General features: G+C 63.5%; 19 protein-coding genes, 1 tRNA gene and 1 pseudogene. 11 read left to right on the forward strand and 10 right to left on the reverse strand.

Annotated elements, in window-relative coordinates:
- Nucleotides 1–587, forward strand: a pseudogene (locus EP867_RS16040) (DDE-type integrase/transposase/recombinase); the annotation flags it as partial.
- A 755-nt stretch (nucleotides 588–1,342) separates the two neighbouring features.
- Here the strand turns inward: EP867_RS16040 and EP867_RS16045 are convergent.
- The 6 genes from EP867_RS16045 to mazG form a co-directional block, all read right to left on the reverse strand.
- A tRNA-Gly gene (locus EP867_RS16045) sits at nucleotides 1,343–1,416 on the reverse strand.
- Nucleotides 1,417–1,480: 64 nt separating this feature from the next.
- Nucleotides 1,481–2,152 carry an SDR family NAD(P)-dependent oxidoreductase gene (locus EP867_RS16050; protein WP_164888909.1) on the reverse strand — a complete coding sequence of 224 codons (672 nt, stop codon included), beginning with the start codon at nucleotides 2,150–2,152 and terminating at the stop codon, nucleotides 1,481–1,483.
- Nucleotides 2,153–2,254: 102 nt separating this feature from the next.
- Nucleotides 2,255–3,730: an amidophosphoribosyltransferase gene (gene purF, locus EP867_RS16055; RefSeq protein WP_128490487.1), complete on the reverse strand. Its 1,476-nt coding sequence runs from the start codon at nucleotides 3,728–3,730 to the stop codon at nucleotides 2,255–2,257.
- An 83-nt stretch (nucleotides 3,731–3,813) separates the two neighbouring features.
- Nucleotides 3,814–4,407 carry a CvpA family protein gene (locus EP867_RS16060; protein WP_128490488.1) on the reverse strand — a complete coding sequence of 198 codons (594 nt, stop codon included), beginning with the start codon at nucleotides 4,405–4,407 and terminating at the stop codon, nucleotides 3,814–3,816.
- A 41-nt stretch (nucleotides 4,408–4,448) separates the two neighbouring features.
- Nucleotides 4,449–5,813: a DNA repair protein RadA gene (radA, locus tag EP867_RS16065; RefSeq protein ID WP_128490489.1), complete on the reverse strand. Its 1,365-nt coding sequence runs from the start codon at nucleotides 5,811–5,813 to the stop codon at nucleotides 4,449–4,451.
- Between the two features lie 145 nt (nucleotides 5,814–5,958).
- Nucleotides 5,959–6,783: a nucleoside triphosphate pyrophosphohydrolase gene (mazG, locus tag EP867_RS16070; RefSeq protein WP_128490490.1), complete on the reverse strand. Its 825-nt coding sequence runs from the start codon at nucleotides 6,781–6,783 to the stop codon at nucleotides 5,959–5,961.
- Nucleotides 6,784–6,847: 64 nt separating this feature from the next.
- Between mazG and EP867_RS16075 the strand changes: the two genes are divergently transcribed.
- Nucleotides 6,848–8,011, forward strand: coding sequence for a M20 aminoacylase family protein (locus EP867_RS16075; protein WP_128490491.1), 1,164 nt, complete (start codon nucleotides 6,848–6,850; stop codon nucleotides 8,009–8,011).
- A 651-nt stretch (nucleotides 8,012–8,662) separates the two neighbouring features.
- Here the strand turns inward: EP867_RS16075 and EP867_RS16080 are convergent.
- The 3 genes from EP867_RS16080 to ccmI are packed head-to-tail and all read right to left on the reverse strand — an operon-like array spanning nucleotide 8,663 to nucleotide 10,585.
- Nucleotides 8,663–8,857 carry a DUF1289 domain-containing protein gene (locus EP867_RS16080; RefSeq protein ID WP_128490492.1) on the reverse strand — a complete coding sequence of 65 codons (195 nt, stop codon included), beginning with the start codon at nucleotides 8,855–8,857 and terminating at the stop codon, nucleotides 8,663–8,665.
- 16 nt (nucleotides 8,858–8,873) lie between these two features.
- The gene (gene ruvX / locus EP867_RS16085; protein WP_128490493.1) at nucleotides 8,874–9,350 is read right to left on the reverse strand and encodes a Holliday junction resolvase RuvX; all 477 of its coding nucleotides are present in this window, start codon (nucleotides 9,348–9,350) and stop codon (nucleotides 8,874–8,876) included.
- Complete coding sequence (ccmI, locus tag EP867_RS16090; RefSeq protein WP_128490494.1) at nucleotides 9,347–10,585, reverse strand: c-type cytochrome biogenesis protein CcmI; 1,239 nt, start codon at nucleotides 10,583–10,585, stop codon at nucleotides 9,347–9,349. The genes ruvX and ccmI overlap by 4 nt, the downstream gene beginning before the upstream one ends.
- A 237-nt stretch (nucleotides 10,586–10,822) precedes the next feature.
- On the opposite strand from ccmI, the gene purQ reads away from it, so the two are divergent.
- From purQ to EP867_RS16125, 7 genes are all read left to right on the forward strand, one after another.
- On the forward strand, nucleotides 10,823–11,488 hold the full coding sequence (gene purQ / locus EP867_RS16095; protein ID WP_128490495.1) for a phosphoribosylformylglycinamidine synthase subunit PurQ: 666 nt from the start codon (nucleotides 10,823–10,825) through the stop codon (nucleotides 11,486–11,488).
- 45 nt (nucleotides 11,489–11,533) lie between these two features.
- Nucleotides 11,534–13,306 carry a sensor histidine kinase gene (locus EP867_RS16100; RefSeq protein WP_128490496.1) on the forward strand — a complete coding sequence of 591 codons (1,773 nt, stop codon included), beginning with the start codon at nucleotides 11,534–11,536 and terminating at the stop codon, nucleotides 13,304–13,306.
- A 6-nt stretch (nucleotides 13,307–13,312) separates the two neighbouring features.
- Nucleotides 13,313–14,644, forward strand: coding sequence for a sigma-54-dependent transcriptional regulator (locus tag EP867_RS16105; protein WP_128490497.1), 1,332 nt, complete (start codon nucleotides 13,313–13,315; stop codon nucleotides 14,642–14,644).
- Between the two features lie 512 nt (nucleotides 14,645–15,156).
- A complete protein-coding gene (locus EP867_RS16110) occupies nucleotides 15,157–17,904 on the forward strand; it encodes an Rne/Rng family ribonuclease (protein WP_128490498.1) in 2,748 nt (915 codons plus the stop codon).
- Nucleotides 17,905–18,022: 118 nt separating this feature from the next.
- Complete coding sequence (locus EP867_RS16115; protein WP_128490499.1) at nucleotides 18,023–18,775, forward strand: cytochrome c biogenesis protein CcdA; 753 nt, start codon at nucleotides 18,023–18,025, stop codon at nucleotides 18,773–18,775.
- 39 nt (nucleotides 18,776–18,814) lie between these two features.
- Complete coding sequence (locus EP867_RS16120; RefSeq protein WP_128490500.1) at nucleotides 18,815–20,032, forward strand: hypothetical protein; 1,218 nt, start codon at nucleotides 18,815–18,817, stop codon at nucleotides 20,030–20,032.
- Nucleotides 20,029–21,378, forward strand: coding sequence for a cytochrome P450 (locus EP867_RS16125; protein ID WP_128490501.1), 1,350 nt, complete (start codon nucleotides 20,029–20,031; stop codon nucleotides 21,376–21,378). The genes EP867_RS16120 and EP867_RS16125 overlap by 4 nt, the downstream gene beginning before the upstream one ends.
- Here the strand turns inward: EP867_RS16125 and EP867_RS16130 are convergent.
- The gene (locus EP867_RS16130; protein ID WP_128490502.1) at nucleotides 21,372–22,349 is read right to left on the reverse strand and encodes a DUF2125 domain-containing protein; all 978 of its coding nucleotides are present in this window, start codon (nucleotides 22,347–22,349) and stop codon (nucleotides 21,372–21,374) included. The two genes, EP867_RS16125 and EP867_RS16130, sit on opposite strands and share 7 nt — an antisense overlap.
- A gap of 43 nt (nucleotides 22,350–22,392) precedes the next feature.
- Between EP867_RS16130 and EP867_RS16135 the strand changes: the two genes are divergently transcribed.
- A complete protein-coding gene (locus tag EP867_RS16135; protein WP_128490503.1) occupies nucleotides 22,393–22,977 on the forward strand; it encodes a gamma-glutamylcyclotransferase in 585 nt (194 codons plus the stop codon).
- Between the two features lie 10 nt (nucleotides 22,978–22,987).
- Nucleotides 22,988–24,232 carry an N-acetylmuramoyl-L-alanine amidase gene (locus EP867_RS16140; RefSeq protein ID WP_128490504.1) on the forward strand — a complete coding sequence of 415 codons (1,245 nt, stop codon included), beginning with the start codon at nucleotides 22,988–22,990 and terminating at the stop codon, nucleotides 24,230–24,232.
- The last annotated feature ends 112 nt before the right edge of the window (nucleotides 24,233–24,344 follow it).

Genomic DNA, 24,344 nt, shown 5'->3' on the forward strand with positions numbered 1-24,344 from the left:
ATAATCAAAGGTGGGTCACTTCTCGATGGAAATCCCGGGTCAGTTCTGCGCGGAAAATCACACCATAAACGGGTTGAACGGATCTGGCGGCGGGAGGGGCTGAAAGTTCCGCAAAAGCAGACCAAGAAGGGGCGGCTCTGGCTGAACGATGGGTCCTGCGTTCGACTGAGACCAGAGCGCCCCAACGACGTCTGGTCCTATGATTTTATCCAGGACCGAACGCTGGATGGGCGGATTTTCCGAACGCTCAATATCATCGACGAGTTCACGAGGGAGGCGCTGGTGATCCGCGTCAAACGCAGGCTCAACTCGACAGACGTCGTCGATGCTTTGACCGATCTGTTCATCCTGCGTGGCCCGCCTGAGTTCATACGGTCAGACAATGGCGCCGAATCTGTTGCCAAAAAAGTGCAGGCGTGGATCACCGTGGTGGGTGCCAAGACGGCTTTAATTGCGCCAGGATCTCACCGTGGGAGAACGTTTACTGCGAGAGTTTCAACGCCCGTTTCCGGGACGAGCTGCTCAACGGCGAAGTCTTCCACACCTTGAGCGAGGCACAGATCCTGATCGAAAGGTGGCGCAGGCACTGAAACAACGCCAGGCCGCACAGCGCGGTGCGCTACCGACCACCAGCTCCGGCGACCTACGTCCAAATAGACCGGAGACCGACAATGCACTAACAATAGAACCGGACCACTCAGTGGGGGCACACCAATAACCCGGTTGGCGAAACCGATCACGCGGCTGTCGGTCTCTGGCTGATCCGGCCGCAGGTGCTCTTTCAGGTAGAGGTTTCTCGCATCATTCAGGGTGGGCTCCGGAGCTTTAGGCGTAGCCCTGCCACCGCGCAGCATGTTGATCGTGTTGGTGTCGACCTCGCTCGCACCGATGGGCGTGTCAGTCTCAGAGTCCACCGGATAGCGCTGGATAATTTCCTCGGCAGCAGACCATTTGTCACGCTGATAAAGCCCGAAGCCTCAAGATTTTTCACGTGCTGCCGGGCAAGCTGATAGGCCTCCAGAGCAGTGGAGGAATCAACGGTTGCACGGACTAAGCCTTTGCAGGCGTTCTCAATCTCGCGTTCTACCTGCGCATGGAACGCGGGCCATGCCTTCAGCGCCTCACGCTCAGAATCGCCCAGTTTGCGCTTGAACTCTCGCTTAGAAATCAGAGGGCTGACATCTTTCGGAACGCGGCGGGGATATTGCCAACTGCCCGCTTTGGTTCTCTCAACGTACTTCAAGATAAGACCCATGTGTGCCCCATGTGTGCCTAAATGTGCACCGGAACGACAACTATGTCACGGAAGTTATTGAAAAATATGGAGCTCAATTGGATCATCTGGAGCGGGTAGCGGGAATCGAACCCGCGCGTTCAGCTTGGGAAGCTGACAGGCTACCATTACATCATACCCGCGCAGAGGGATTTTAGCGCCTTGTGATTGCCCCTTGCAAGGGGCAATCACAGGAAATCCGCACTTTCAGATCAAAGAGATAAGGCGTTCGGCCTCATCACGCGGCTGCGCCAGAGGCGCGCGGTCTTCGCCGGGGAAAAATCGGGCGCGAGTCGCGGTGGCGAGGGGGCGGGGCGTCTCGATCAGCACACGCGGGGCAGTGGTCGCGGTCTCTGCCTGCCACGATCGCGCGAGGGCGATCTGTGCGGCTTTGGAAGCGCCATAGGCGGAGAAGAACTTCGACCCGGCCCGGGGATCGTCAAAGAAAAGCGCCGTGCCCTCCGCTGAGGCGCGCAGCAGCGGCTCGACCATGGGGATCAGCATGCCGGTGGCGCGGATGTTGATATTAACGGATTTGTCCCAGTCTTTCTGGTCCAGATGCCCCGCCGGGCTCAAAGGGGCGGCGTGGATGGCGCTGTGGATCCAGAGATCCAGCCGGCCCCAGCGGTCATGCACCGAGCGGCAGAGGTGGCGCATGGCATCATCATTGGTGATATCCATCGGCGCAAGCGTCAGCGCGCCGGCGCCGGGCAGGGCAAGAGCGCGCAGGCGGTCATCGACCTCTTCCAGGCCGCCAACGGTGCGGGCCACGGCAACCACATGCCAGCCGCGGGCCGCAAGCCCCTCAGCCATAGCGGCCCCAAGGCCACGCGAAGCACCGGTTACGAGAGCGATTTTGGCAGAAGCGGAGGTCATCAGCGGCGCATCCTGTCTTAAGGCAAGTTCGGGGCACTTCGGGCCCCTGGGTGGAGTTGCACAGAAAAAAGGCCGCCAGCGGCGGCCTTTCAACCCAGCCGCAGTTTACTCTGCGGGCTCTTTCATCTCGAAGCCCTCTTTCAGCTTGTCGGCCGGGGCAATGGGGTAATCCCCCGAGAAGCAGGCATCGCAATAGCGCGGGGCCTCGGGGTTGCGACCATCGGCTTCACCGGCAGCGCGGTAGAGACCGTCGAGCGAGATGAAGCGCAGGCTGTCCACACCGATCCAGTCGCGCATCTCATCTTCTGACATGGTTGCTGCCAGAAGTTTTGAGCGCTCAGGTGTATCCACCCCGTAGAAGCAGGGCCAGGCGGTCGGAGGTGAGGCAATGCGGAAGTGAACCTCTGCTGCGCCGGCATCAAGGATCATATCCTTGATCTTGCGCGAGGTCGTGCCGCGCACCACCGAGTCGTCAACCAGCACAACGCGCTTGCCCTTGATGAGCGAGCGGTTGACGTTGAGCTTCAGGCGCACACCCATGTTGCGGATCTGCTCGGTCGGCTCGATGAAGGTCCGGCCCACATATTGGTTGCGGGTGATGCCAAGCGCGAAGGGAATACCCGACTGTTGCGAGAAACCGATGGCCGCCGGGGTGCCGCTGTCGGGGACCGGGCAGACCAGGTCGGCTTCAACCGGGGCTTCTTTCGCCAGCTCAATCCCGATGTTGCGACGCACCTCATAGACCGAACGGCCGCCGTAGCTGCTGTCGGGACGCGAGAAATACACATGCTCAAAGATGCAGAAGCGCGAAGGGGCCGGGGCGAAAGGACGATGCGACTTGAGATGGCCGTTCTCAATGATGACCATCTCGCCCGGCTCGATTTCGCGCACAAATTCAGCGCCGATGATGTCCAGACCGCAGGTCTCTGACGAGAGTGCCCAGCCTTCGCCGATACGGCCCAGAACCAGCGGACGAACGCCCATCGGATCGCGCACACCGATCAGCTTGGTGCGCGTCATGGCGATGACCGAGAACGCCCCCTCAACGCGGCGCAGCGCGTCTTTCAGACGCTCCGCCAGAGTCGTCTGGATCGAGCGGGCCATCAGGTGAATGATGCATTCCGAATCCGAGGACGACTGGAAGATTGAGCCGCGCTCAATCAGCTCGCGGCGCAGCGCGGCGGCATTGGTCAGATTGCCGTTATGGGCAACCGCACAACCGCCCATGGAAAACTCGCCGAAGAAGGGTTGAACATCGCGGATCGCGGTCGCGCCCTTGGAGCCTGCGGTCGAATAGCGCACATGGCCGATGGCGATCGGGCCGGGCAGACCCTTCATCACATCGGCGCGGGTGAAGTTATCGCGGACATAGCCAAAGCGGCGGGCCGAGTTGAAGCCTTGGATCGGGTCATGGCAGACGATGCCACCGGCTTCCTGACCGCGATGCTGCAGCGCATGCAGGCCGAGCGCGACAAAGTTCGAAGCGTCATGGACGCCTGTCACGCCGAAGATACCGCATTCTTCCTTCAGCTTATCGCCGTCCACGGCGCAGTCGAAGGGGGTTCCTGGGAGGATATTCATAGGAAGGCTCCGAATCCGGTCTCGGTTCGGAGCCTCCTTAACGCCTTGTTCAGGCGGTGTCACGTCACGAAGGGAAGATTGTCTCAGTTGCCCGCCGGTTGCGCAGCCGGGGTGCCGGTCGCCGGGGCGCTGCAATGGCCGACCAGCGATTCATAGCGGCTGACGACCCAGCCGGGGGCATCCGCCGGAATGTTGCTTTCGAGCGAGGATTTGAGGCTCGCAAAGACCTGTGCCGAACGCGACTGATCGACCATGGCAATGGCTTCGCCGCCGGCCGCCCGGTCATAGACGATGAAAGCCACCGCAATCAGCAGCACGCCGCGCAGCACACCGAACAGGAAGCCCAGCCCCTGGTCGATCCCGCCCAGAACCGAGCGCTGCACGATCGAGGAGAACAGCGGCGTGAAAAGCGCCATGATAATCAGCCCGACCGCAAAGACTGCGGCAAATCCGCCGATGGTCGACAATTCGCAGCTGTCACGCAGGAAATCCCCCACCATGGGAATCTCACGGATCAGCGGTTCGGCCTGGCGGGCGAACATAAAGGCAAGGATCGCCGCCACGACCCAGCCCGCAATGGCCAGAGCCTCGCGCACCAGACCGCGCGAATAGGCCAGGATCGCCGACAGGACGATGACCGCAGCCACGATCGCGTCAATCAGGGTGAAACCATCCATCATTCATCTCCTGCAGGCGCTTTTCGCGCCCCCGGCCGGGTTTATCCCGCGCCGAACATGTCCCCGACAACCGAAATCAGATCGGTCATCGTTTTAATCTGCATCCCCTCCGCATCCCCGAGCCGGGAACGGGACGGCACGACAGCCTGTGAAAAACCAAGTTTCTGCGCTTCTTTCAACCGATTTTCCGTCTGTGACACCGGACGCAGCGCGCCGGACAGGGAAATCTCGCCAAAAAACACCATATCCGGCGGAATGGACACATCCTCGCGGGCCGAGAGCAGGGCTGCCGCCACGGCCAGATCCGCCGCAGGCTCCGCGATGCGCATGCCACCGGCCACGTTCAGATAGACATCCAGCCCGGTAAACGGGATGCCGCAGCGCGCCTCCAGGACCGCCAGAATGGTCGAAAGACGCCCAGAATCAAGCCCCACCACAGTCCGGCGCGGCGAGCCGGGCGGCGCCGGCGAGACCAGGGCCTGAATCTCGGTCAGAACCGGCCGCGTGCCCTCAATCCCGGCAAAAACCACCGACCCCGGGGCCGGGGCATCGCGCGAGGATAAAAACAGCGCCGAAGGGTTCGACACTTCCGCCAGCCCCTGACCGGTCATCTCAAAAACGCCGATCTCTGCGGCAGGCCCGAAGCGGTTTTTCACCGAGCGCAGAATGCGGAACTGATGCCCGCGCTCCCCCTCAAAATAAATCACCGTATCGACCATATGCTCCACCACGCGCGGGCCCGCGATCTGGCCCTCTTTGGTGACATGGCCCACAATAATCACAGAAACCGCTTTGCGCTTGGCAAAGGTCACCAGCTCATGGGCCGCCGCCCGCACCTGGCTGACGGAACCGGGCGCCGCTTCCACGGTATCGAGCCACATGGTCTGAATGGAATCGATGATCGCCAGATCCGGCGCCTCTTCATCCAGCGTGGTCAGAATATCGCGCAGAGCCGTCTCCGTGCCCAGCTTCACCGGCGCCTCTCCAAGCCCCAGCCGCTGCGCCCTGAGCCGCACCTGCGCCGAAGCCTCCTCGCCCGAGATATAAAGCACCTTCGCGCCATTCTGCGCAAAGCTCGCCGCCGCTTGCAACAGCAGCGTCGATTTCCCGATCCCGGGATCGCCGCCCACCAGAATGGCCGAGGCCGGAACCAACCCGCCGCCCAGCACGCGGTCAAATTCCTCCATCCCGCTTGCAATCCGCGGCGGCGGCGCCTCTTCATGCGCCAGATCGGTCAGAGGAATGGTCTTGCCGCGCTGCGACAAAGTCTTCGAGCCCGGCCCTTTCGACAAAGGCGCCTGCTCCGAGATGGTGTTCCATTCGCCGCAGCTGTCGCAGCGCCCGGCCCATTTGCGATAAACCGCGCCGCAGGAGGCGCAGGAGAAGGTGGGAGATGACTTGCTCATGGCTATGGTCTGCCTTTGTTCTCTGCGTCCCGCAAGCAAAAAACCGCCGCTCGCCCCAAAAGTGCGGCCTCCCCGCTTTGGCTTTTCTTAAATACTCATTCTTTTAACAGGCCTCCCGCCTGAGGACCCCGGCGCGGATCTGCACTCACAGCTTCCCGGCCTTATCCAAAGCCTTTGCCGCGTCCCAGATCCGGTCCATCTCCGCCAGAGTGCTCTCAGCCGGGCTGCGGCCATCTGCTTTCAGAACATCTTCGATGTGATTGAAGCGGCGCGTGAATTTCGCATTGGCCGCGCGAAGTGCTGCCTCAGGGTCGATCTTCAGATGCCGCGCCAGATTGGCCATGACAAACATCAGATCACCGAATTCCTCTGCCATCTCCTGAGGGCCAAGGCTGTCTTTCGCCTCTACCAGTTCGCGGCTCTCTTCCAGGAGTTTATCCAGAACCTGAACCGTCTCCGGCCAGTCAAAGCCCACCCGCGCCGCGCGGTTTTGCAGCTTCACCGCCCGCGTCAGCGCCGGAAGCCCCTGGGCCACGCCGTCGAGAACCCGGGCCTCACCGCGCTCTGCCGCCTTCAGGGTCTCCCAGTCCGCTTTCTGCTGCTCGGGGGATTTGTCATTCGACTGATCGCCAAAGACATGCGGATGGCGCGACACCATCTTATCGCAGACCGACTGCACCACGGTGTCAAAATCAAACCGGCCGGCTTCTTCGGCCATCCGGGCGTAAAAGACCACCTGCAAAAGCAGATCCCCCAGCTCCCCCGGCAGCTCATCCCAGGCCTCGCGGGTGATGGCATCCACCACCTCATAGGCCTCCTCGATGGTATAGGGCGTGATCGAGGTGAAGGTCTGTTTCACATCCCAGGGACAGCCATGAACCGGGTGGCGCAGGGCCTCCATAATGGCCAGCAGCCGCGCCACCCCGGCGCTGCGGTCATGGATGAGATCTGCCTGTGCGGGGTTTTGCATGGAACGGCCCTCAGCTAATACGGTCAGTGCCGAATATCGCTGAACGGCCCCAGGAGTCTATCAGATGCCCGTCTTGAACCGGATTGCCGCCTTTGCTGACGAGATGAAAGGCTGGCGCCGCCACCTTCACGCTCATCCTGAGCTGGAGTTCGACTGCTTCGAAACCGCTGCTTTTATTGAAGCACGCCTGCGTGAAATCGGGGTCGATGAGATCCACACCGGCATCGCAAAAACCGGCATCGTCGCGGTGATCAACGGCGCGGCCCCGGGTCCGGTGATCGGGCTGCGCGCCGATATGGATGCGCTGCCGATCATTGAGACCAGCGGCGCCGAACATGCATCAAAGATCGAAGGCCGGGCGCATTCCTGCGGTCATGACGGCCATGTGACCATGCTTCTTGGTGCGGCAAAATATCTCACCGAGACCCGCCGCTTCGCCGGCAAAGTCGTCCTCATGTTCCAGCCCGCCGAAGAAGAAGGCGGCGGCGGTGAGGTCATGGTGAAAGAAGGGGTCATGGACCGCTTCAACATCTCTCAGGTCTACGGCATCCATAACGCGCCGAACCGCCCCCTCGGGCAGTTCGTCACCACGCCGGGTCCGCTGATGGCCGCCGTTGATACGCTCTGGCTGACCGTCACCGGCAAGGGCGGCCATGCCGCCAACCCGCATGAACTGGTGGATCCGCTGATTGCAGTCACCGGCATGGCCATGGCGCTGCAGACCATCGTGGCGCGCAACACGGATCCCAACGACAGCCTGGTGATCTCGGTCACACAGATCCACGGCGGAACGGCCACCAATATCATCCCGGAAACCGCGATGATGACGGCAACCATCCGCAGCTTTAACCCTGAAATCCGCGATATGGCAGAGGCCCGGATCCGCGCGATCCTCGAAGGTCATGCGGCAGCTTACGGCGTCAGCATCGACGTCAATTATGAGCGTGGCTATCCGCCCACCATCAATGATGCCGCCAAAGCGGATTTCGCCGCCGAAGTCGCGCGCGAAATTTCGGGCGCAGATCTGGTCGACGCCCGCGTGACCCGCGAAATGGGTGCCGAGGATTTCAGCTATATGCTCGAAGCCCGCCCCGGGGCCTATCTCTTCATGGGAACGGGTGAAGGCCCGGGGCTTCATCACCCGGCCTATGATTTCAACGACGAAGCCGCTCCGATCGGCGCGAGTTTCTTCGCCCGCCTGGTCGAGCGCGCACAGCCGCTCGTCTGAGCACCGGAGAAAGACCGAAAGCCGCCGCAGATATCTGCGGCGGCTTTTTATTGCTTCGGGGATCGCGCGGCGGCGGAGGGGTCAGAACCCCACACGCGGGGGACGGCCCCCGCCTGCACCAGACTCGCGGCGATCGGGGCGCTGCTCGCCCGTCTCCGGACGCTCGTGGGGCGGCTGTGGACGGGCGTGCTCCCGCTCTCTGCGCGCCTGCGGGGCAGATCTGTCGTCGCGCCGGTCACGCCGTTCACGCATTTCGGCGGGCCTCTGCGGCGGGTCGCGCCGGAGCCGTCGTTCTGCCCCGGGTCCCGGCCCGGGTCGCTCCTGCCGCTGCGCAAAGGGCGGGGGGGCCTGTCTGTCCTGCCGCTGCACGACGAGGGGCCGTGCGGCCGGGCCGGGCTGGTGCCAGACCTGCACATGGGCGGGTGGCCGCGCGGGATGCCCGGGGTAGGGCATGGGGCGTAGCTTATGGCAGCGCCGGTCGCCCGGGTGGCAATGACTGTGTACGGGGTAGGGGTCATAGGAGACGCTGGTGGTGCACGCGCTGAGTGCCACCGCCAGCAGCACATACCGGAGTTGCCGGAGCCGGAGATACAAGGGAGAGCCTCCATCACTGGGGGCCCGCGCAAAAGGCGCGGCCCGCCGCTGGAGAAGTTAGCCTTCCGCCGTGGAATATGAAATCACAGCTTTATCATCAGCGGCCGCCCGGCCCGGCAGTTCGGCCATGATCCGCCTGCGCTCCCGCTCCGTCATCTGCGTCCAGCCCGCGATCTCATCAAGGCTGCGCCAGCAGCCCGAACACAGGCCGTCACCGCGTAAACTGCAGATATTGATGCAGGGGCTGTCCATCGGCTTCTTCCGCCTGTCAGTCGCGCGACAGATGGGACAGCCGGTCCAGCGCACCCTGCAGGATATAGCCCGCTGCGACCTGGTCGATCACCTCAGCCCGCTTTTTGCGCGAGGTATCGCCCTCAAGCAAAGCGCGTTCCGCAGCCACGGTGCTCAGCCGCTCATCCCAATAGGCGACCGGCAGCGGCGAAAGTTTCGCCAGATTGCGCACGAAGGCCCGCGTCGACTGCGCACGCGGGCCTTCAGAGCCGTCCATATTGCGGGGCAGGCCGATGACCAGCCCCGCTATTTCGCGTTCCACGCAGAGCTTCAGCAGCTGCGCCACGTCTTCGGTGAACTTGCTGCGCCGGATCGTGGTGATCGGCGAGGCGACCGAGCGGAAGCTGTCGGAGACGGCAAAACCAATGGTTTTGGTGCCCAGATCAAGCCCGGCAAGCGCGCCGAACCGGGGCAGCACCGCTGCAAATTCGCTCAGGTCGTCGTAGCCGCTCATTCAAATCCCGCCGCTTTTCCGGCCGCGTTGATCCGCGCCAGATCATCGGGACGTGCCACGAAACGCTCGCGCGCTTCAAGGAGGATCGCACGACCCCGGGCCTCATCGCCCAGGATCCCCAGCGAGCGGATCAGCTGCGCCCATTCCTCGGAGCTTCCGCCCTCTGCGCCAAGACGCGTCATCAGACCGTCCACCATTGAGCGCACCATCTCCATCCGGGCTTCCGGGGTCATGTCCGCAGCCGCCTCAATGGCCGCCGCATCCGGGCCGCGGGTGCCCGGGGTCAGGGCCGGCAGTTCATAGCGGTGCTGACCGGCCGCCCAGGCCAGATCCGGCAGCTGGCTTTGCAGGAAGGGAACCCAGGGGTCGCCCTCGCGGCTGTCCACCCAAAGCGGCGCCCAGAAGCGGAAGGCCAGGTCATAGCGGCCGGTCTCAGCCAGTGAGAGACCTGAGTAATAACGCGCAAGGCCATTGCTGCGATCCAGCGAAAGGATGCGGGTCAGCACCTCTTCCGCCTCAGGGGTTACACGGCCGCCGGCGGCCATGATCATCATATCGGCCTGGGCCTCCAGATCGCTGAGGCTGACCCGCTCGCCCATCAGGGCATTGACGCGGCCCTGAGCGGCAGCGGCGGCCCCAAGATTGCCCAGAAGCGCCTCATTGCGTGCCAGAAGCCGCTGTCCGTCGATGTCATCGGGACGAGCCTCTACGGCCTTGCGCAGCTGCGCCACCAGTTCGGCATGGCGCGGATCAGCAGGCTCGGGCAGGGGGCCGCGGGCGGCAGCGGCGATCGCTTCTGCCTCAGCCTGAGACGGACGGGCGGCGCGCAGTTCCGCCGCAGCCGACAGCCGCTGCGCCATCGGCTGGTCGGCGAGCTCGGGATGGCCCTTCATATAATAGACGCCATAACCCGCAATCAGGATCACCGGCAGAATGCTCAGCAGGGTCACCAGTTGCGAGGGGCCGCGCCGGCTTTGACCGGCGGCGGCGCGCTGCGTGGTATCGGCGGCCAGGATGCGGCGACCGATCTCGGTGCGCAGCCTTTCGGCCTCTTCTTCGGCGATCAGCCCGCGTTCAAGATCGCGGGCGACATCGCGCAGCTGGTCTTTATAGACTTTCAGATCGGCAGAAGCGGCAGTTGCGCCGTCCCGCCCGCGCGCCGCGGCGGCGAGCATCAGTCCGATAACGGCAAAAGCGAGGGCGAGGGTGATCACCCAGAACAGAATATCAGCCATGAGGCCTCCTTGCTGGCCCTGTCTTTACCGGAAAGGCACCTCTGTGCAAATCCCCGGCTCGACCGCCTATTGTCGCAGAACCGCCCTGTCCGTCCGGCAGGGGGTGCGGGCCTGCGCGGGCAGGGCTCGGGCCGGTGCTTTGTCACACATGCGGCGCCTTTCGGCGGTCCGGGGCTGGCGGCGGACGTTTTCCCGGTATATGGAGGCGCCAAGCACACCATGCGACCGGAGACCGCCATGAAAGCCGCTGTCATCACCTTCCCGGGGTCCAACTGCGACCGTGATCTCGCCACCGCCTTTGAGAAGGCCGGATATGAGGTCGCCCGCATCTGGCACAAAGACAGCGAGCTGCCCCAGGGCGTCGATGTCGTGGGCGTGCCGGGCGGTTTCAGCCATGGCGATTACCTGCGCTGCGGCGCGATTGCGGCCCGCGCTCCGGTGATGGATGCCGTTCGTGCCCATGCGGCCCGCGGCGGCTATGTTCTGGGCATCTGCAACGGCTTCCAGATCCTGACCGAAAGCGGCCTGCTGCCGGGCGCGCTGATGCGCAACACGGGTCTGAAATACATCTGCCGCACCATCGGCCTGACCGTGACGGCCGAGAGCGCCTTCACCGCAGGCTATAAAGTCGGTGAGCAGATCGCGCTGCCGATCGCGCACCACGATGGCAACTTCCAGGCCGATGCTGAGACGATCGCGCGTCTGAAAGGCGACGGTCGTGTGGCCTTTACCTATACCGATAACCCCAACGGGGCCGCGGCGGATATCGCGGGCATTCTGTCGGAAAACCGCCGCGTCCTCGGTATGATGCCGCACCCTGAGCGTGCCGCTGATCCGATGGTCGGCAATACCGACGGTCAGGCGATGTTCCGCGCACTGGCCGGGGCGATGGCGCTGGCATAAGGCCTGCCGCTTGTGGCGGGGGTCGCCCCGCCATAAGATGCCCGCATGACCGGGGCAGAGCTTGACGACACCGATGATCACGCAGCGCGCGACGGAAAACGTCGCACGCTGATTTTGCGTTGCCTGGCCCTGGGTGTTGTGGCGCTGGCCATTGCGGTGGTCTGGTTTACGCATCAGTTCCTCACAGACCGCTATTCGCAGACGACGCGCTCGCGCTCTGAACTGCGGCTCGCGCTTTATACCGGCAACCTGATGTCGGAGCTGCAGCGCAGCTCGGTCGTGCCGATCCTGCTGTCACGGGACCCGGCGCTGACCGGGGCCCTGGATAAGGCCGATTACTCGGTGACCTCGCAGCGGCTGATTGATCTGCAAAGTGAGCTGGGCACGGCAGCTCTGATGCTTCTGGACGAAGAGGGCCGCGTCGTCGCCTCTTCCGACCGCAAGCGGCTGGGCACCACCCACAGCGAAAAGCCCTATTTTCAGGAAGCCGCTGCCGGGCGGGAGACGATCTTCACCTCCTGGCCGCGCGATGAAGGGGGCTATGGTTTCAGCTTCTCGCGCTCAGCGTTTTCTGAGGGGTTCTCGCGCGGCGTCATCGTTGTCGAGGTCGATCTCGCAAAATATGAGCGGGCCTGGTCGGGCTGGGCGGATGCGGTCGCGGTGATGGACAGTGACGGCACCGTGGTTCTTGCCACAGAGCCGCGCTGGCGCGGGTTGGCGCTGCCTGAGGCTCTGCGGGTGCGCGATGCGCCAACCGCTCTGCAGCGTGCCTTCCAGATGACGGCAGACTGGACGCAGAACCCGGCCGATGTCTGGCTCAGCGGTGAGGCGGTGATGCAGGTCGAGGCGCGGGTGCCGTTTCGCGGCTGGCAGATGGTGATGTTCTCGCGCTACGACACGGTGCGCGAGAAGGTGAACACTTTCCTTGCGCTGGAAATCATGGGCTTTGCGCTGCTGCTGGCGGGCGGATTTTACTGGCTGTCGCGCCAGGCCCGAAGCCAGAGCCGGGTCTTTCAGCGTGAGAGTGAGGAACTGCGGCGGCTGGCCGCGCGTTTACGCCGCGAAATTGCAGAGCGGGAGCGCATGCAACAGAACCTCGCCGTGGCTGAGCAGACCCTTGCACAATCCTCAAAACTTGCGGTTCTGGGGGAAATGTCGGCTGCGGTCAGCCATGAACTGAACCAGCCCCTGGCCGCGATGAAGACCTATCTGGCCGGGGCGCGTCTGTTGCTGCAGCGCCGTAAGGGCGATGAGGCGCTGGCCTCTTTCCAGCGGATCGACGATCTGATCGACCGCATGGGCGCGATTACCCGCCAGCTGAAATCCTATGCCCGCAAGGGGGGCGAGGCTTTTGCCCCGGTGGATTTCAAAGCCTGCATCTCGGAAGCTCTGGCCATGATGGAGCCGCAGCTGAAAACCAAACGGGTGCGGATCAACCGTCAGGTTCCGAAAGAGCCGGTGATGATCATGGCCGACCGCATCCGGCTGGAGCAGGTCATCATCAACCTTCTGCGCAATGCGCTCGACGCCACCCGTGATGTGGCCCTGCCGCAGATCGATCTGATCGTGACGACAGGGGATACGGCGCGGCTGGTGGTCTCGGACAATGGCCCCGGGATCTCGGATCTCGATAATCTTTTTGAACCCTTCTGGACCACAAAAAAGCCCGGTGAAGGGGTTGGACTTGGACTGGCGATTTCTTCGGGAATCGTCGCCGATCTGGGGGGACGCCTGACCGCCCGGAACGGAGAGCAGGGCGGCGCGATCTTTGATCTGCAGCTGCCGCTCATCGATAAAACTGCACAGGCAGCTGAGTGAGGATGAATGGCACGCGCGATGAAAGTTGCGATCGTCGATGACGAAGCCGATATGCGGCAGTCGATCAGCCAGTGGCTGGCGCTGTCGGGCTTTGACACGGAGACCTTCGCCTCGGGCGAAGAAGCGCTGAAAGCGATCGGCTCGGATTTCCCCGGCGTGGTGATCTCGGACATTAAGATGCCCGGTATCGACGGGATGACGCTGCTGAAAAAGCTGATGGGCATGGATTCGGGGCTTCCCGTCATCATGATCACCGGCCACGGCGATGTGCCGATGGCGGTGGAAGCCATGCGGATCGGCGCCTTCGATTTTCTGGAAAAGCCCTTCAACCCGGACCGCATGACGGAACTGGCGAAAAAGGCCACCAACCAGCGCCGTCTGACGCTGGACAACCGGGCTTTGCGTAAAGAGCTGTCCGACGGCTCAACGCTGATGAAAAAGCTGATCGGCACCAGCCCGGCGATGGAGCGTCTGCGCGAGGATATTCTCGATCTCGGACAGGCTGACAGCCATGTGCTGATCGACGGGGAAACCGGCACCGGTAAAACCCTGGTTGCCCATGCCATGCATGCGGTCGGCCCGCGCGCGAGCCGCAAATTCGTCACCATCTCCTGCGCGGCTTATTCTGAGCAGTCGCTGTCGGAAAAACTCTTCGGCCCGGTGGCGGAAGGCGCGGCCCTGCCGCTCGTCGAAGAGGCGCGCGGCGGCACGCTCTGCCTGGAAGATATTGAGGCGCTGCCAAACGCCCTTCAGGCGCGGCTTTTGACCTTCATCAATGAGCAGGGCACCCCGCCTGAGACGCGCATCATTGCGATCTGCAATGAACATGCGCCGGATAAAACGCTGGAAGATCTGCTGCGGCCCGATCTTTACTACCGCCTTGGCGCGATGAAGATCACCCTGCCGCCGCTCCGCACGCGCGGCGAAGACATCCTGACCATGTTCACCCGGCTGGCAGATCAGTTCGCCGATGAATATGGCTGCGATGCCCCGCAACTGACCGCCCAGGAGGCCGCTCAGCTTCTGCAGGCCCCCTGGCCGGGCAACGTGCGTCAGCTTGTGAACATCGTTGAGCGCGCGGTGCTTCAGAACCGTCGCGGCTCGGGCTCGATCGCGTCGCTGCTGATGGCGGATAATGAAGCCTCTGATCTGGCGATGACCACGGAAGGCAAGCCTCTGAAAGAATATGTCGATGCCTTTGAGCGGATGCTGATCGACAACACCATGCGCCGTCACAAAGGCTCGATCGTGGCGGTGATGGAAGAACTCTCGCTGCCGCGCCGGACGCTGAATGAAAAAATGGCCAAATATGGCCTTCAGCGTCAGGATTACGTCTGAGACCGCCACAAAACGCACAGACCGGAGGGGAAAGCCCCTCCGGCTGAGCTCATCCGGCAGTCCGACGGCGCGACAGCGCATGATCGCCTGACTGCCGCGACAGATCGTTAAATATTTTACCCTAAAATAAGTCATTGTATTCGGCAGGGCTTTGCCGCTAGTTTTCGGCTACGCGGATAGTGTCTTCCGCCCGAAAATTCTCTGCGCCGCTGCAGGAACGAAAAAGACCGTTCCTCTGCCTCTGGTGCAGCCGGAATGGCCGCAAGGCCGCAAGCTGCCTGCCCCTGCAGGTGTGAATAACTGACTGCCCGGCGCTTTGGTGCGGGGCGCAAGCGAAAGAAACGCGATGATCCTTGTTGACCAGGCGCAGAGGATGACGGGGCGGCCGGGAGCCGCCACGCCCGCGCGCATGGGACGGGATATCGCCCTTACAGATCCCCTGATGCAGACCCGATCGGATGCAGGCCTACGCCTGTCAGATTGTGGCCGCGCGGGGGCGGCAATGGAACAGAATGGCAAAAAAAATGCTGATCGACGCCACCCACCCGGAAGAAACCCGGGTTGTGGTGGTGGATGGGAACAAGGTCGAAGAATTTGACTTTGAAACCGTAAACAAGCGCCAGCTGGCCGGGAACATCTATCTGGCGAAAGTCACCCGCGTGGAGCCCTCGCTTCAGGCGGCTTTCGTCGATTACGGTGGCAACCGTCACGGCTTCCTGGCTTTTGCGGAAATCCACCCGGATTATTACCAGATCCCGCAGGCCGATCGCAAAGCGCTGATCGAAGAAGAGCGCGCGATGCAACGCGCTGAAGCCGAAGAAGAAAACGGCAACGGTAATGGCAACGGCGGCCGCCAGCGTCACCGCTCGCGCCACCGCTCGCGCCCCGCGCAGGCAGAGGCCAGCCGCGGCGATGCCGTCACGTCGACCGAAGTTGCGGGCATGGATGTGGTGGATCTCGGCGAAGAAACCGGGGCAGAGGCCCTGGTTGCCGATTTCGCCCCTGCTCAGCCCGTCGCTGAGGCCGATCACAGCCACGAGGATGCTGCGCTCGACCATCCGGGCGATTTCGATGACGAAATCGAATCCGTCGGCGAAGAAGATCTCGCCGAAGAAATCCCCGAGCCGCGCCGTGCGCGCCCGAAGAAATATAAGATCCAGGAAGTGATCAAGGTCCGGCAGATCATGCTGGTCCAGGTCGTGAAAGAAGAGCGTGGCAACAAGGGCGCGGCCCTGACCACCTATCTGTCGCTGGCAGGCCGCTACTGTGTTCTGATGCCCAACACCGCCCGTGGCGGCGGCATCTCGCGCAAGATCACCAATGCGCCGGATCGTAAGAAACTCAAAGAGATCGCAGCCGAGATTGAAGTGCCGGAAGGCGCAGGTCTGATCATCCGCACCGCGGGTGCCAAGCGCACCAAGCAGGAGATCCGCCGCGATTACGAATATCTCTGCCGTCTGTGGGAGCAGATCCGTGAGCTGACCTTCAAATCGAACGCTCCGGCGCCGATTTATGAAGAAGGCGATCTGATCAAACGCACCATCCGCGACCTCTACACCCGTGAAATCGACGAAGTTCTGGTGGAAGGGGCCGAAGGCTACCGCGCCGCAAAAGACTTCATGCGGATGATCATGCCGACCCAGGCCGGTGTTGTGAAACCCTATGTCGACGCACAGCCGCTCTTTGCGCGCTTCCAGGTCGAAAGCTATCTCGCCGGCATGTTCAACCCGGTCGTGCAGCTGAAGTCCGGTGGCTACATCGTCATCGGCATCACCGAGGCGCTGGTGGCCATCGATGTGAACTCGGGTCGTGCGACCAAAGAGGGCTCGATCGAGGATACGGCCGTCAAGACCAACCTCGAAGCCGCGGATGAGATCGCCCGCCAGCTGCGTCTGCGCGACCTGGCCGGTCTGATCGTCATCGACTTCATCGACATGGAAGAGCGTAAGAACAACGCGGCCGTCGAGAAGCGTCTGAAAGACAAGCTGAAAACCGATCGCGCCCGCATCCAGGTCGGCCGCATCTCGGGCTTCGGTCTGATGGAGATGTCGCGTCAGCGTCTGCGCCCGGGCATGCTGGAATCGACCACGCAGCCCTGTGCACATTGCCACGGCACCGGTCTGATCCGCTCGGATGACAACCAGGCTCTGGCGATCCTGCGCGCGCTGGAAGAAGAGGGCACCCGCCGCCGCTCGCGCGAAGTGCTGCTGAAAGCGCCGATCGCGGTCATCAACTACCTCTTTAACCACAAGCGCGAGCATATCGCACAGATCGAGTCGCGCTACGGCATGGCCGTGCGGATGGAGGCGGATCCCGCCCTCGTCAGCCCGGATTATGTGATCGAGAAGTTCAAGACCGCGACCCGCGTGGTGGCCGCTGCTTCGCCGGTGGTGTCGCTGGCTGCGGGTGTCATGCCCGATCTCGAGGAAGAGCCGGTTGTTGAAGACGATGTGATCGTCGAAGACGACGTCGTGGCAGAGGCTGAGGGTGCTGAGGCGACAGAGACCGCTGATGTTCCGGCAGAGGCGGCTGCGGATGTAGCAGCCGGTGATGGCAACGGCAAGAAGAAGCGCCGTCGTCGTCGTCGTCGTCGCGGTGGCAAAGACGGCGCTGCAGAGGGCAATGGCACCGAGACCGGTGACGAGCAGGACGAAGGTGATGACGCCGGTTCCGATGAGGACGAGGCTGAGGTCGCTGTCGCTGCAGAAGCCGTCGACGTGCCGGCAGCGGCCGCACCGGTCGTGAGCGAGCCTGCGCCTGTCGCAGAGCCGGTTGCTGCGGAAGTGGTAGCTGCTCCGGCGGAAGACGCCCCGGCGGAGGAGGCTCCGGCAAAGCCGAAGCGCGCCAGCCGGTCCCGCAAGGCGGCTGCAGAAGCCGCTCCGGCCGCCGCAGAGGTTGCTGCTGAGGAGGCTCCGGCCAAGCCGAAGCGCAGCCGCACCACCAAAGCGAAGGCGGAAACCGCTGAGGCAGAGGCCCCGGCCGCAGAAGCAGAAGCTCCGGCCAAGCCGAAGCGCGCTGCCGCCAGGCCGAAGGCTGAAAAGGCGCCTGCCAAGCCGAAGGCCACCCGCAGCACTTCGAAAGCCAAAACCGCTGCCGCAGAGGCTGAGGCACCTGCTGCTGCAGAGGCACCGGTTGCCCCCGTCGCACCGGCAGCCGCTCCGGCACCGGCACCTGCGGCCGCACCGGCACCGGCTGCAGCACCCGCTCCGGCGGCCGAGCCCGCAGCTCCGGGTCGCCGCAAGGGCTGGTGGGCTGTCTGATCTTTGAGTAACCGCACGGGCCGGGAAACTTATGCCGATATCGGCAAAGTGACCCGGCCCGGCGTGACCCCGCCTGAGGTTTGGGTTATGCCCGCGATGACCAGGGCTGGAGGCGAAGATGCTGGGAATTGACGTTTTGGATGCGGGGCTGCTGCCCGCCCTGATGATTGCGGGCTTTGCAGGCTTCCTGTCCTTCCTCAGTCCCTGTGTTTTGCCGATTGTTCCCCCCTATCTGGCCTATATGAGCGGCGTCTCGCTGCGCGATATGGAGGGCAGTGCCGCCAAACGCGGGCCGGTCCTGCTGGCGGCCTTCTTCTTTGTTCTTGGCCTCTCAACCGTTTTTCTGATCCTCGGACTTGCGGCCTCTGCCATCGGGCGGGCACTTTTGCAGTATCAGGACTGGTTTGTGACCATCGCAGGTGCGGTGATCATGATTTTCGGCCTGCATTTCCTTGGCATTTTCCGCATCGGTTTCATGGACCGCGAAGCGCGTCTTGAAGCGGGGGATCAGGGGGGCTCGGCCTTTGGCGCCTATGTTCTGGGGCTGGCTTTTGCCTTTGGCTGGACGCCCTGCCTCGGGCCGATCCTCGGGGCGATCCTGTCGATGGCGGCGACCCAGGCCGATATTCATCGCGGGCTTCTGCTGCTGGCGGGCTATGCCGTGGGCCTTGGTATCCCCTTTCTTCTGGTCGCCGCGTTTTTCCCCGCTCTGAAGGGGGGTATGGGCTTCCTGCGCCGCCATCTTGACCGGATTGAGCGCGTCTCGGGGCTGCTTTTGTGGACCGTTGGTCTGATGATGCTGACCGGTCAATTTGCAGCGCTTGCCTTCTGGCTGCTTGAAACCTTCCCAATTCTCGCCACTCTGGGCTGATCTGCTTTAACGCAGGTGATCCGGGAGGGAGGGGGCGGCATGGCGATGACAGAGGTCCGCAGGCGGCTGGTCTTCTATATTCCCGGCTTCGATCCCTTTCCCCCGCGCCGCTACCGCGAGCTTTACCGCCGCGAAGGGGCTGAGCAGGCCCGGCTTTCCGGCTACGAACTGACCCTGCTGCCTGCCCCGGGGGGCGGGCGCAATGCCTTTGAAATTGCATCGAAGATGGAAGGCGTCGCGGTCAGCGCACGCTATGAAGTTCTGCCCTGGCACGACCTTGTGCGCCGCGCGATGCCCGAGGGGATCGGGGCGAGCTATCTGCAGCTTCTTCGCACGGCGCGGGTCTATATCGGCTCCGGGGCGCTCTGGCCGCTGGTCGGGCTGCGCAAGGGGCCGATGATTGCAAGTTTTTACCCCGTGGCGGTGCTGCTGGCGCAGCTGTTCACCGCGCTGGTGGCCGGGTGGCTGACCTTTCGTCTTGCTGCCGGATGGCTGCCGGTCTGGCTGGCGGCGGGGCCGGGACTACTTGTGGTCTGGGGTATTCTGCATCTCTGCCAGCGCCTCGATCGCCGCATTTTCGCGCATTATCTGATGCATGATTTCGCCTATGTCGCGCGGCTGCGCGGGGCCTATCCGGCGGATCTTTCTGCCCGGATCGACGAATTTTCTGCGAAGATCCGCGCCGCACTGACAGCGGCTGACGTGGATGAGGTCCTGGTGATCGGGCATTCCTCAGGGGTTCACCTCGGCGTCTCAGCCCTGTCGCGACTGCTGGCTGAGGGCCTGCCGGAAAGGCGGGCGGAACTGTCGTTTCTTTCTCTGGGGCAGGCGGTGCCGATGGTCTCTTTTCTGACCGATGCCACTGAACTGCGCCGCGATCTGAGGCGCCTCTCGGCCCAGGATCAGATCGCCTGGATTGATGTCACCGCCCCTTCCGACGGCTGCACCTTTGCGCTTTGTGATCCGGTGGCGGTCAGTGGCGTGGCCCCCCCCGATCAGCGCTGGCCGCTGGTCCTTTCCGCCGCCTTTACGCAGACGCTGAGCCCGGCCAAACGCCGCAGCCTGAGGGGGCGGTTCTTCCGCCTGCATTTCCAATATCTCTGCGCCTTCGACAGACTGCCGCAAAGGTCTGATGCCTATGATTTCTTTCGCATCACCGCCGGGCCTATGACGCTCCGCGACAGGTTGGGGGGGCGCAGACCCTCGGCCGGGCGGATCACCCGTGCCGCCTCGAAATATCAGAGTACAGCCCCGTGATCCCGGCCCCGAAGCCCCCCTCACGGCCGGAGAAGGTCTCGCTCTGGCGCTATCTGCGGCTGTTCCGTCAGGACATCCTTTCGGCGCAGCCCGCAAAGCTCTACCGGGCCTGGATGGCCGAATTTCGCACGCCGTTTTTTCGCAGCTATCTTTGCAATGACCCCAAACTCCTGCGCCTCGTGCTGAATGAGCGGCCCGATGATTTTCCCAAGTCCGACCGCATCGGCGAGGGTCTGCGCCCGCTTCTGGGGAAGTCGGTTTTCCTGACCAATGGCGAGACCTGGAAGCGGCAGCGGCGCATTATTGATCCCGCCTTTGAGGGTGGGCGGCTGCGCGACACCTTTCCCGCCATGCTGGAGGCGGCGCGCGCCGCCAGTGCCCGCCTCGCCCCCGGGGAGGTTGAGATTGAGGCAGAGGCCAGCCACGCTGCCGCCGATGTGATCTTCCGCACGCTCTTTTCGATCCCGATTGAGCATGACATGGCGCGGGGCGTCTTTGAGGCGTTCCGCGCCTATCAGCGCAATCAGCCGCTGCTGAACCTTGCGGCATTTCTGCCGCTGCCCGCCTGGTTTCCGCGCTTCCATCGCCGCAGCGCCCGGGCCCGCGCGCGCGAGATCCGCAGCCTGATCACAAAGCTGACAGAGGCGCGGGCGGCGCAGATCGTTGCCGGGACCGCACCGGATGATCTGGCCACCAAGATCATGACGACAGCGGATCCTTTGACGGGCGAGACCTTCGACGCGGCTGAGATGACCGATCAGGTGGCGATCTTCTTCCTCGCAGGCCATGAGACCTCCGCCTCGGTGCTTTCCTGGGCCCTCTGGCTTCTGGCAAGCCATCCGGAGGTGCAGGAGCGGTGCCTTGCGGAGGCGCGGGCCTTTGTGCGCGATCCGTCCTTCGCGGCGCTGTCAAAGCTGCCGCTGATCCGCGATGTGTTCCGCGAAACCCTGCGGCTCTATCCGCCCGTGCCGATGATGGTGCGCGAGACCCGCCGGGCCGAGACCTTCCGCGACCGCGCCGTGACGCCCGGTGCGCAGGTGGTGCTGTCCCCCTGGCATCTGCAGCGCCATGAGCGGATCTGGAGCGAGCCGGACCGCTTTGACCCTGACCGCTGGCAGCGCCCTGAGACCCGCGCCTGCGCCCGCGAAGGCTATCTGCCGTTCTCCTCAGGCCCAAGGGTCTGCACCGGCGCGGGCTTTGCCATGGCTGAAGGAGTGATCCTTCTGGCGGTCCTTCTGGCGGACTGGCATTTCAGCCCCGCCGGCCCCGTGCCGCAGCCGGTGGCCTTTCTGACGGTGCGAGCGCGTGAGGGGATCGTGCTGCGCCTGAGCAGGCGCCCTCAGTAACGCAGGCGCGGGGCGGGGCCTAAGGGGAAGAGAGCAAGCGTCATACGACCTCGTGCGAAGTTCAGGGGCAGGGTGACGAAGTCATTGCCCCCCGACATCGCTTTCACGGCGAAGCTGAGGTTGCGCATATCCTTCTGTGCAATTGCACCCGAGGCGCCGAGGATCTCAATCAGCGTGGCTGCCCCTTCAAGGCGCAGCTGCAGGCTGCCTTCGGCAAAGCCATCCGCGTCCGGCACCAGGCGGCCGCTCAGATGCAGCTTCACGGGCCCCCATTCGCTGCGCAGCTCGCGCAGGGTCAGATGGGTCAGCTCAGGCCGCGTATCAGCCGCATGACGATCGAGGGGGGCGGTAAAGCCTGCAAGCGCATCAAGATGCAGAACCGGCAGCTTTTCCGGCAAAAGCCCCTGAGGCATGACCGAGGTCACGGCCGGGTCGGGGGTGATGCCGGTCAGGGTCAGGCCCAGATCATAGGCGTTCAGTTCAGCCGCATTCTGATGCACCGCTGCGGCGAGCGCATCGACCAGCCAGGTGCCCGCGCCCTCAAGCGAAAGCGCTTCGCCCGCAATCTGCGCCCGCGAGAGCGCAAGGCTGCTGTCGGGCGTGACCACCAGGCTTGCCTGAATTCTGCCGGCCTGAAGCTGCGCCTCACCCAGCGGGGTCTGCAGGCTCTGCAGTGTCGGGAAAGCGGCAATGATGTGCCAGGGCTTATAGCTCAGTGCAAAAAGCTGCACGAAGGGCGCCTTCCAGCCCCAGGCCGACATCGGCGGCACGATCTCAGGCTCGGTGATCGTCAGATCGACCCGATTGGGAAAGCCCTGAACCGCGATGCCCTTATGGCGCGCTGTCCAGCCCTGGGCCTGAAGGGCCTCAAACGTCGCCCCGGCCCCCGTGCGTCCGGCTTTGGACGCCACGAACCACCAGCCGGACCAGGCCGCAAAGGCCACCACAATCACCACGATCAGTGCCCGCATCAGAGCTCTTTCCTTTTCTGATTTGCTGCTCAATACATGGCCTATGCACACAGAGCTAGTTCTTCCTGATTTCACTGATGCGCCATATCCGCAGCCGCTCTGGGTTTTTGGCTATGGCTCGCTGATCTGGCAGCCGGATTTTCCGGTGGCAGAGATGCGTCTTGCCCGGGCCGACGGATGGAGCCGCAGTTTCTGCATGTGGTCGATCCATCACCGCGGCACGGTGGAGCATCCGGGCCTTGTGCTGGCCATGGACCGGGCAGAGGGACGCTTTTGTGACGGCGTGGCCCTGAGGGCCGCACCAGGCAGTGAGGCGGAGACCCTTGCAATGCTGCGCGAGCGTGAGCTGGTCTCCTCGGCCTATCTCGAGACCTGGCTTGATCTGGAGCTGCGTGACGCGCCGGGCACCCGCATCACGGCACTGGCCTATGTGATGGACCGCAGCCACGTGCAATATACCGGCGAGCTGAGCTTTGACGAACAGGCGGCCATCATCGCCCGTGCCGTCGGCGGGCGGGGGCCGAACCGTGATTATCTCTATGCCACCAGCACGAAACTGGCAGAGCTGGGGATTGAGGATGCCGATCTCACCCGGCTGGCAGGCCAGGTGCGCAATCTCGATAACTGAGGGGAGTTCCATGCGCGGATGGCTGAAGGCGCTTTGCCTTTCATTGGGGCTTTGCGGGCTGACCGGCGAAATCGCTGCAGCGCAGGGTCATTTTTCCGGGCTGGCGCGGGCGGATGCGCGGGGCAGTTCGCTGCATGTCGATGAGGGGGTGGCTTATCTGAACCTTTCGCTGTCGCAGCCCGTGCCATGGCGGATCCGCTATCTTGCGGACCCGCCGCGACTGGTTGCCGATTTTCGCGAGGTGGACTTTCGCGCGCTCGATTTTGTGAAACTCCTGCAGGGGCCGGGGGTGACGGGCTTCGGCTCTCTGCGCGGGGGGGCCGTGGCCGACGGCTGGTCGCGGCTGGTGCTGGCGCTTGACCGTCCGCGCCTGGCGCGGCTTGCCGAGCTGAAAACCGGGCAGGGGGATGGCACCCGGGCGCTGCTGCGTCTGGAACTGGCGGAGGCGGATGAAGCCTCTTTCCGGCTTGAGGCGGCACGACGTGATCCGCCGGGATGGGCGCTTCCGGTGGCGGCGGATCTGGCAAAACCGCGCGCGCCCCGCGGCAGCGGCCCCCTGGTCATCATGCTGGACCCGGGCCATGGCGGTCTCGATCCGGGGGCGGAATACGGCGGGCAGACCGAAGCGGGGCTGATGCTGATTTTTGCGCGGGAGTTGAAAGAAGCTCTGCTGCGCAATGGCTTCTCAGACGTGCGACTGACCCGCGAACGCGATGTCTTTGTGCCTCTGGAGACCCGCATCGCGCTTGCTCATGGCGCGGGGGCGGATGTCTTCATTTCCCTTCACGCGGATGCGGTCACCGAAGGGGTCGCCAGGGGAGCCACGATCTACACCATGGCCGCTGAGGCCTCGGATGCGGCTTCGGCTGCCCTGGCTGAGCGGCATGACCGTGATGCCCTGATGTCGGGGGTGGACCTGACCGGTCAGGATGACCTGATTGCCGGAATTCTGATGGATATGGCAAGGGTTGAGACCGCGCCACGGGCGGCCGCGTTGTCAGAAGATCTGGTGCAGGCCATGTCCGAAGCGGGGATTGCCCTGCACCGTATCCCCCGCCGTTCCGCCGCCTTTTCGGTTCTGAAGGCCCCCGATATCCCCTCGGTTCTGATTGAGCTGGGCTATCTCTCCTCGGCGGGTGATCTGCAACGACTGAATGATCCGAAGTGGCGCGCCAATATGGCCGGGACCATCGTGACCGGCCTGCAGCGCTGGTCTGTCCGGGATGCGGCACAGGGTGTGCTCTTACGCCAATAGGTTGTATTTATTTTGTGTCAGCTTTGATTAATATCAAGGCAAATGACGGTTTAGCAACTGTATCTCTCACGCCGTTGCGGCGGTCCATTTCTGCCGGCTCTTGCACAGGGTG

Source organism: Falsigemmobacter intermedius, assembly GCF_004054105.1.
Classification (GTDB): Bacteria; Pseudomonadota; Alphaproteobacteria; order Rhodobacterales; family Rhodobacteraceae; genus Wagnerdoeblera; species Wagnerdoeblera intermedia.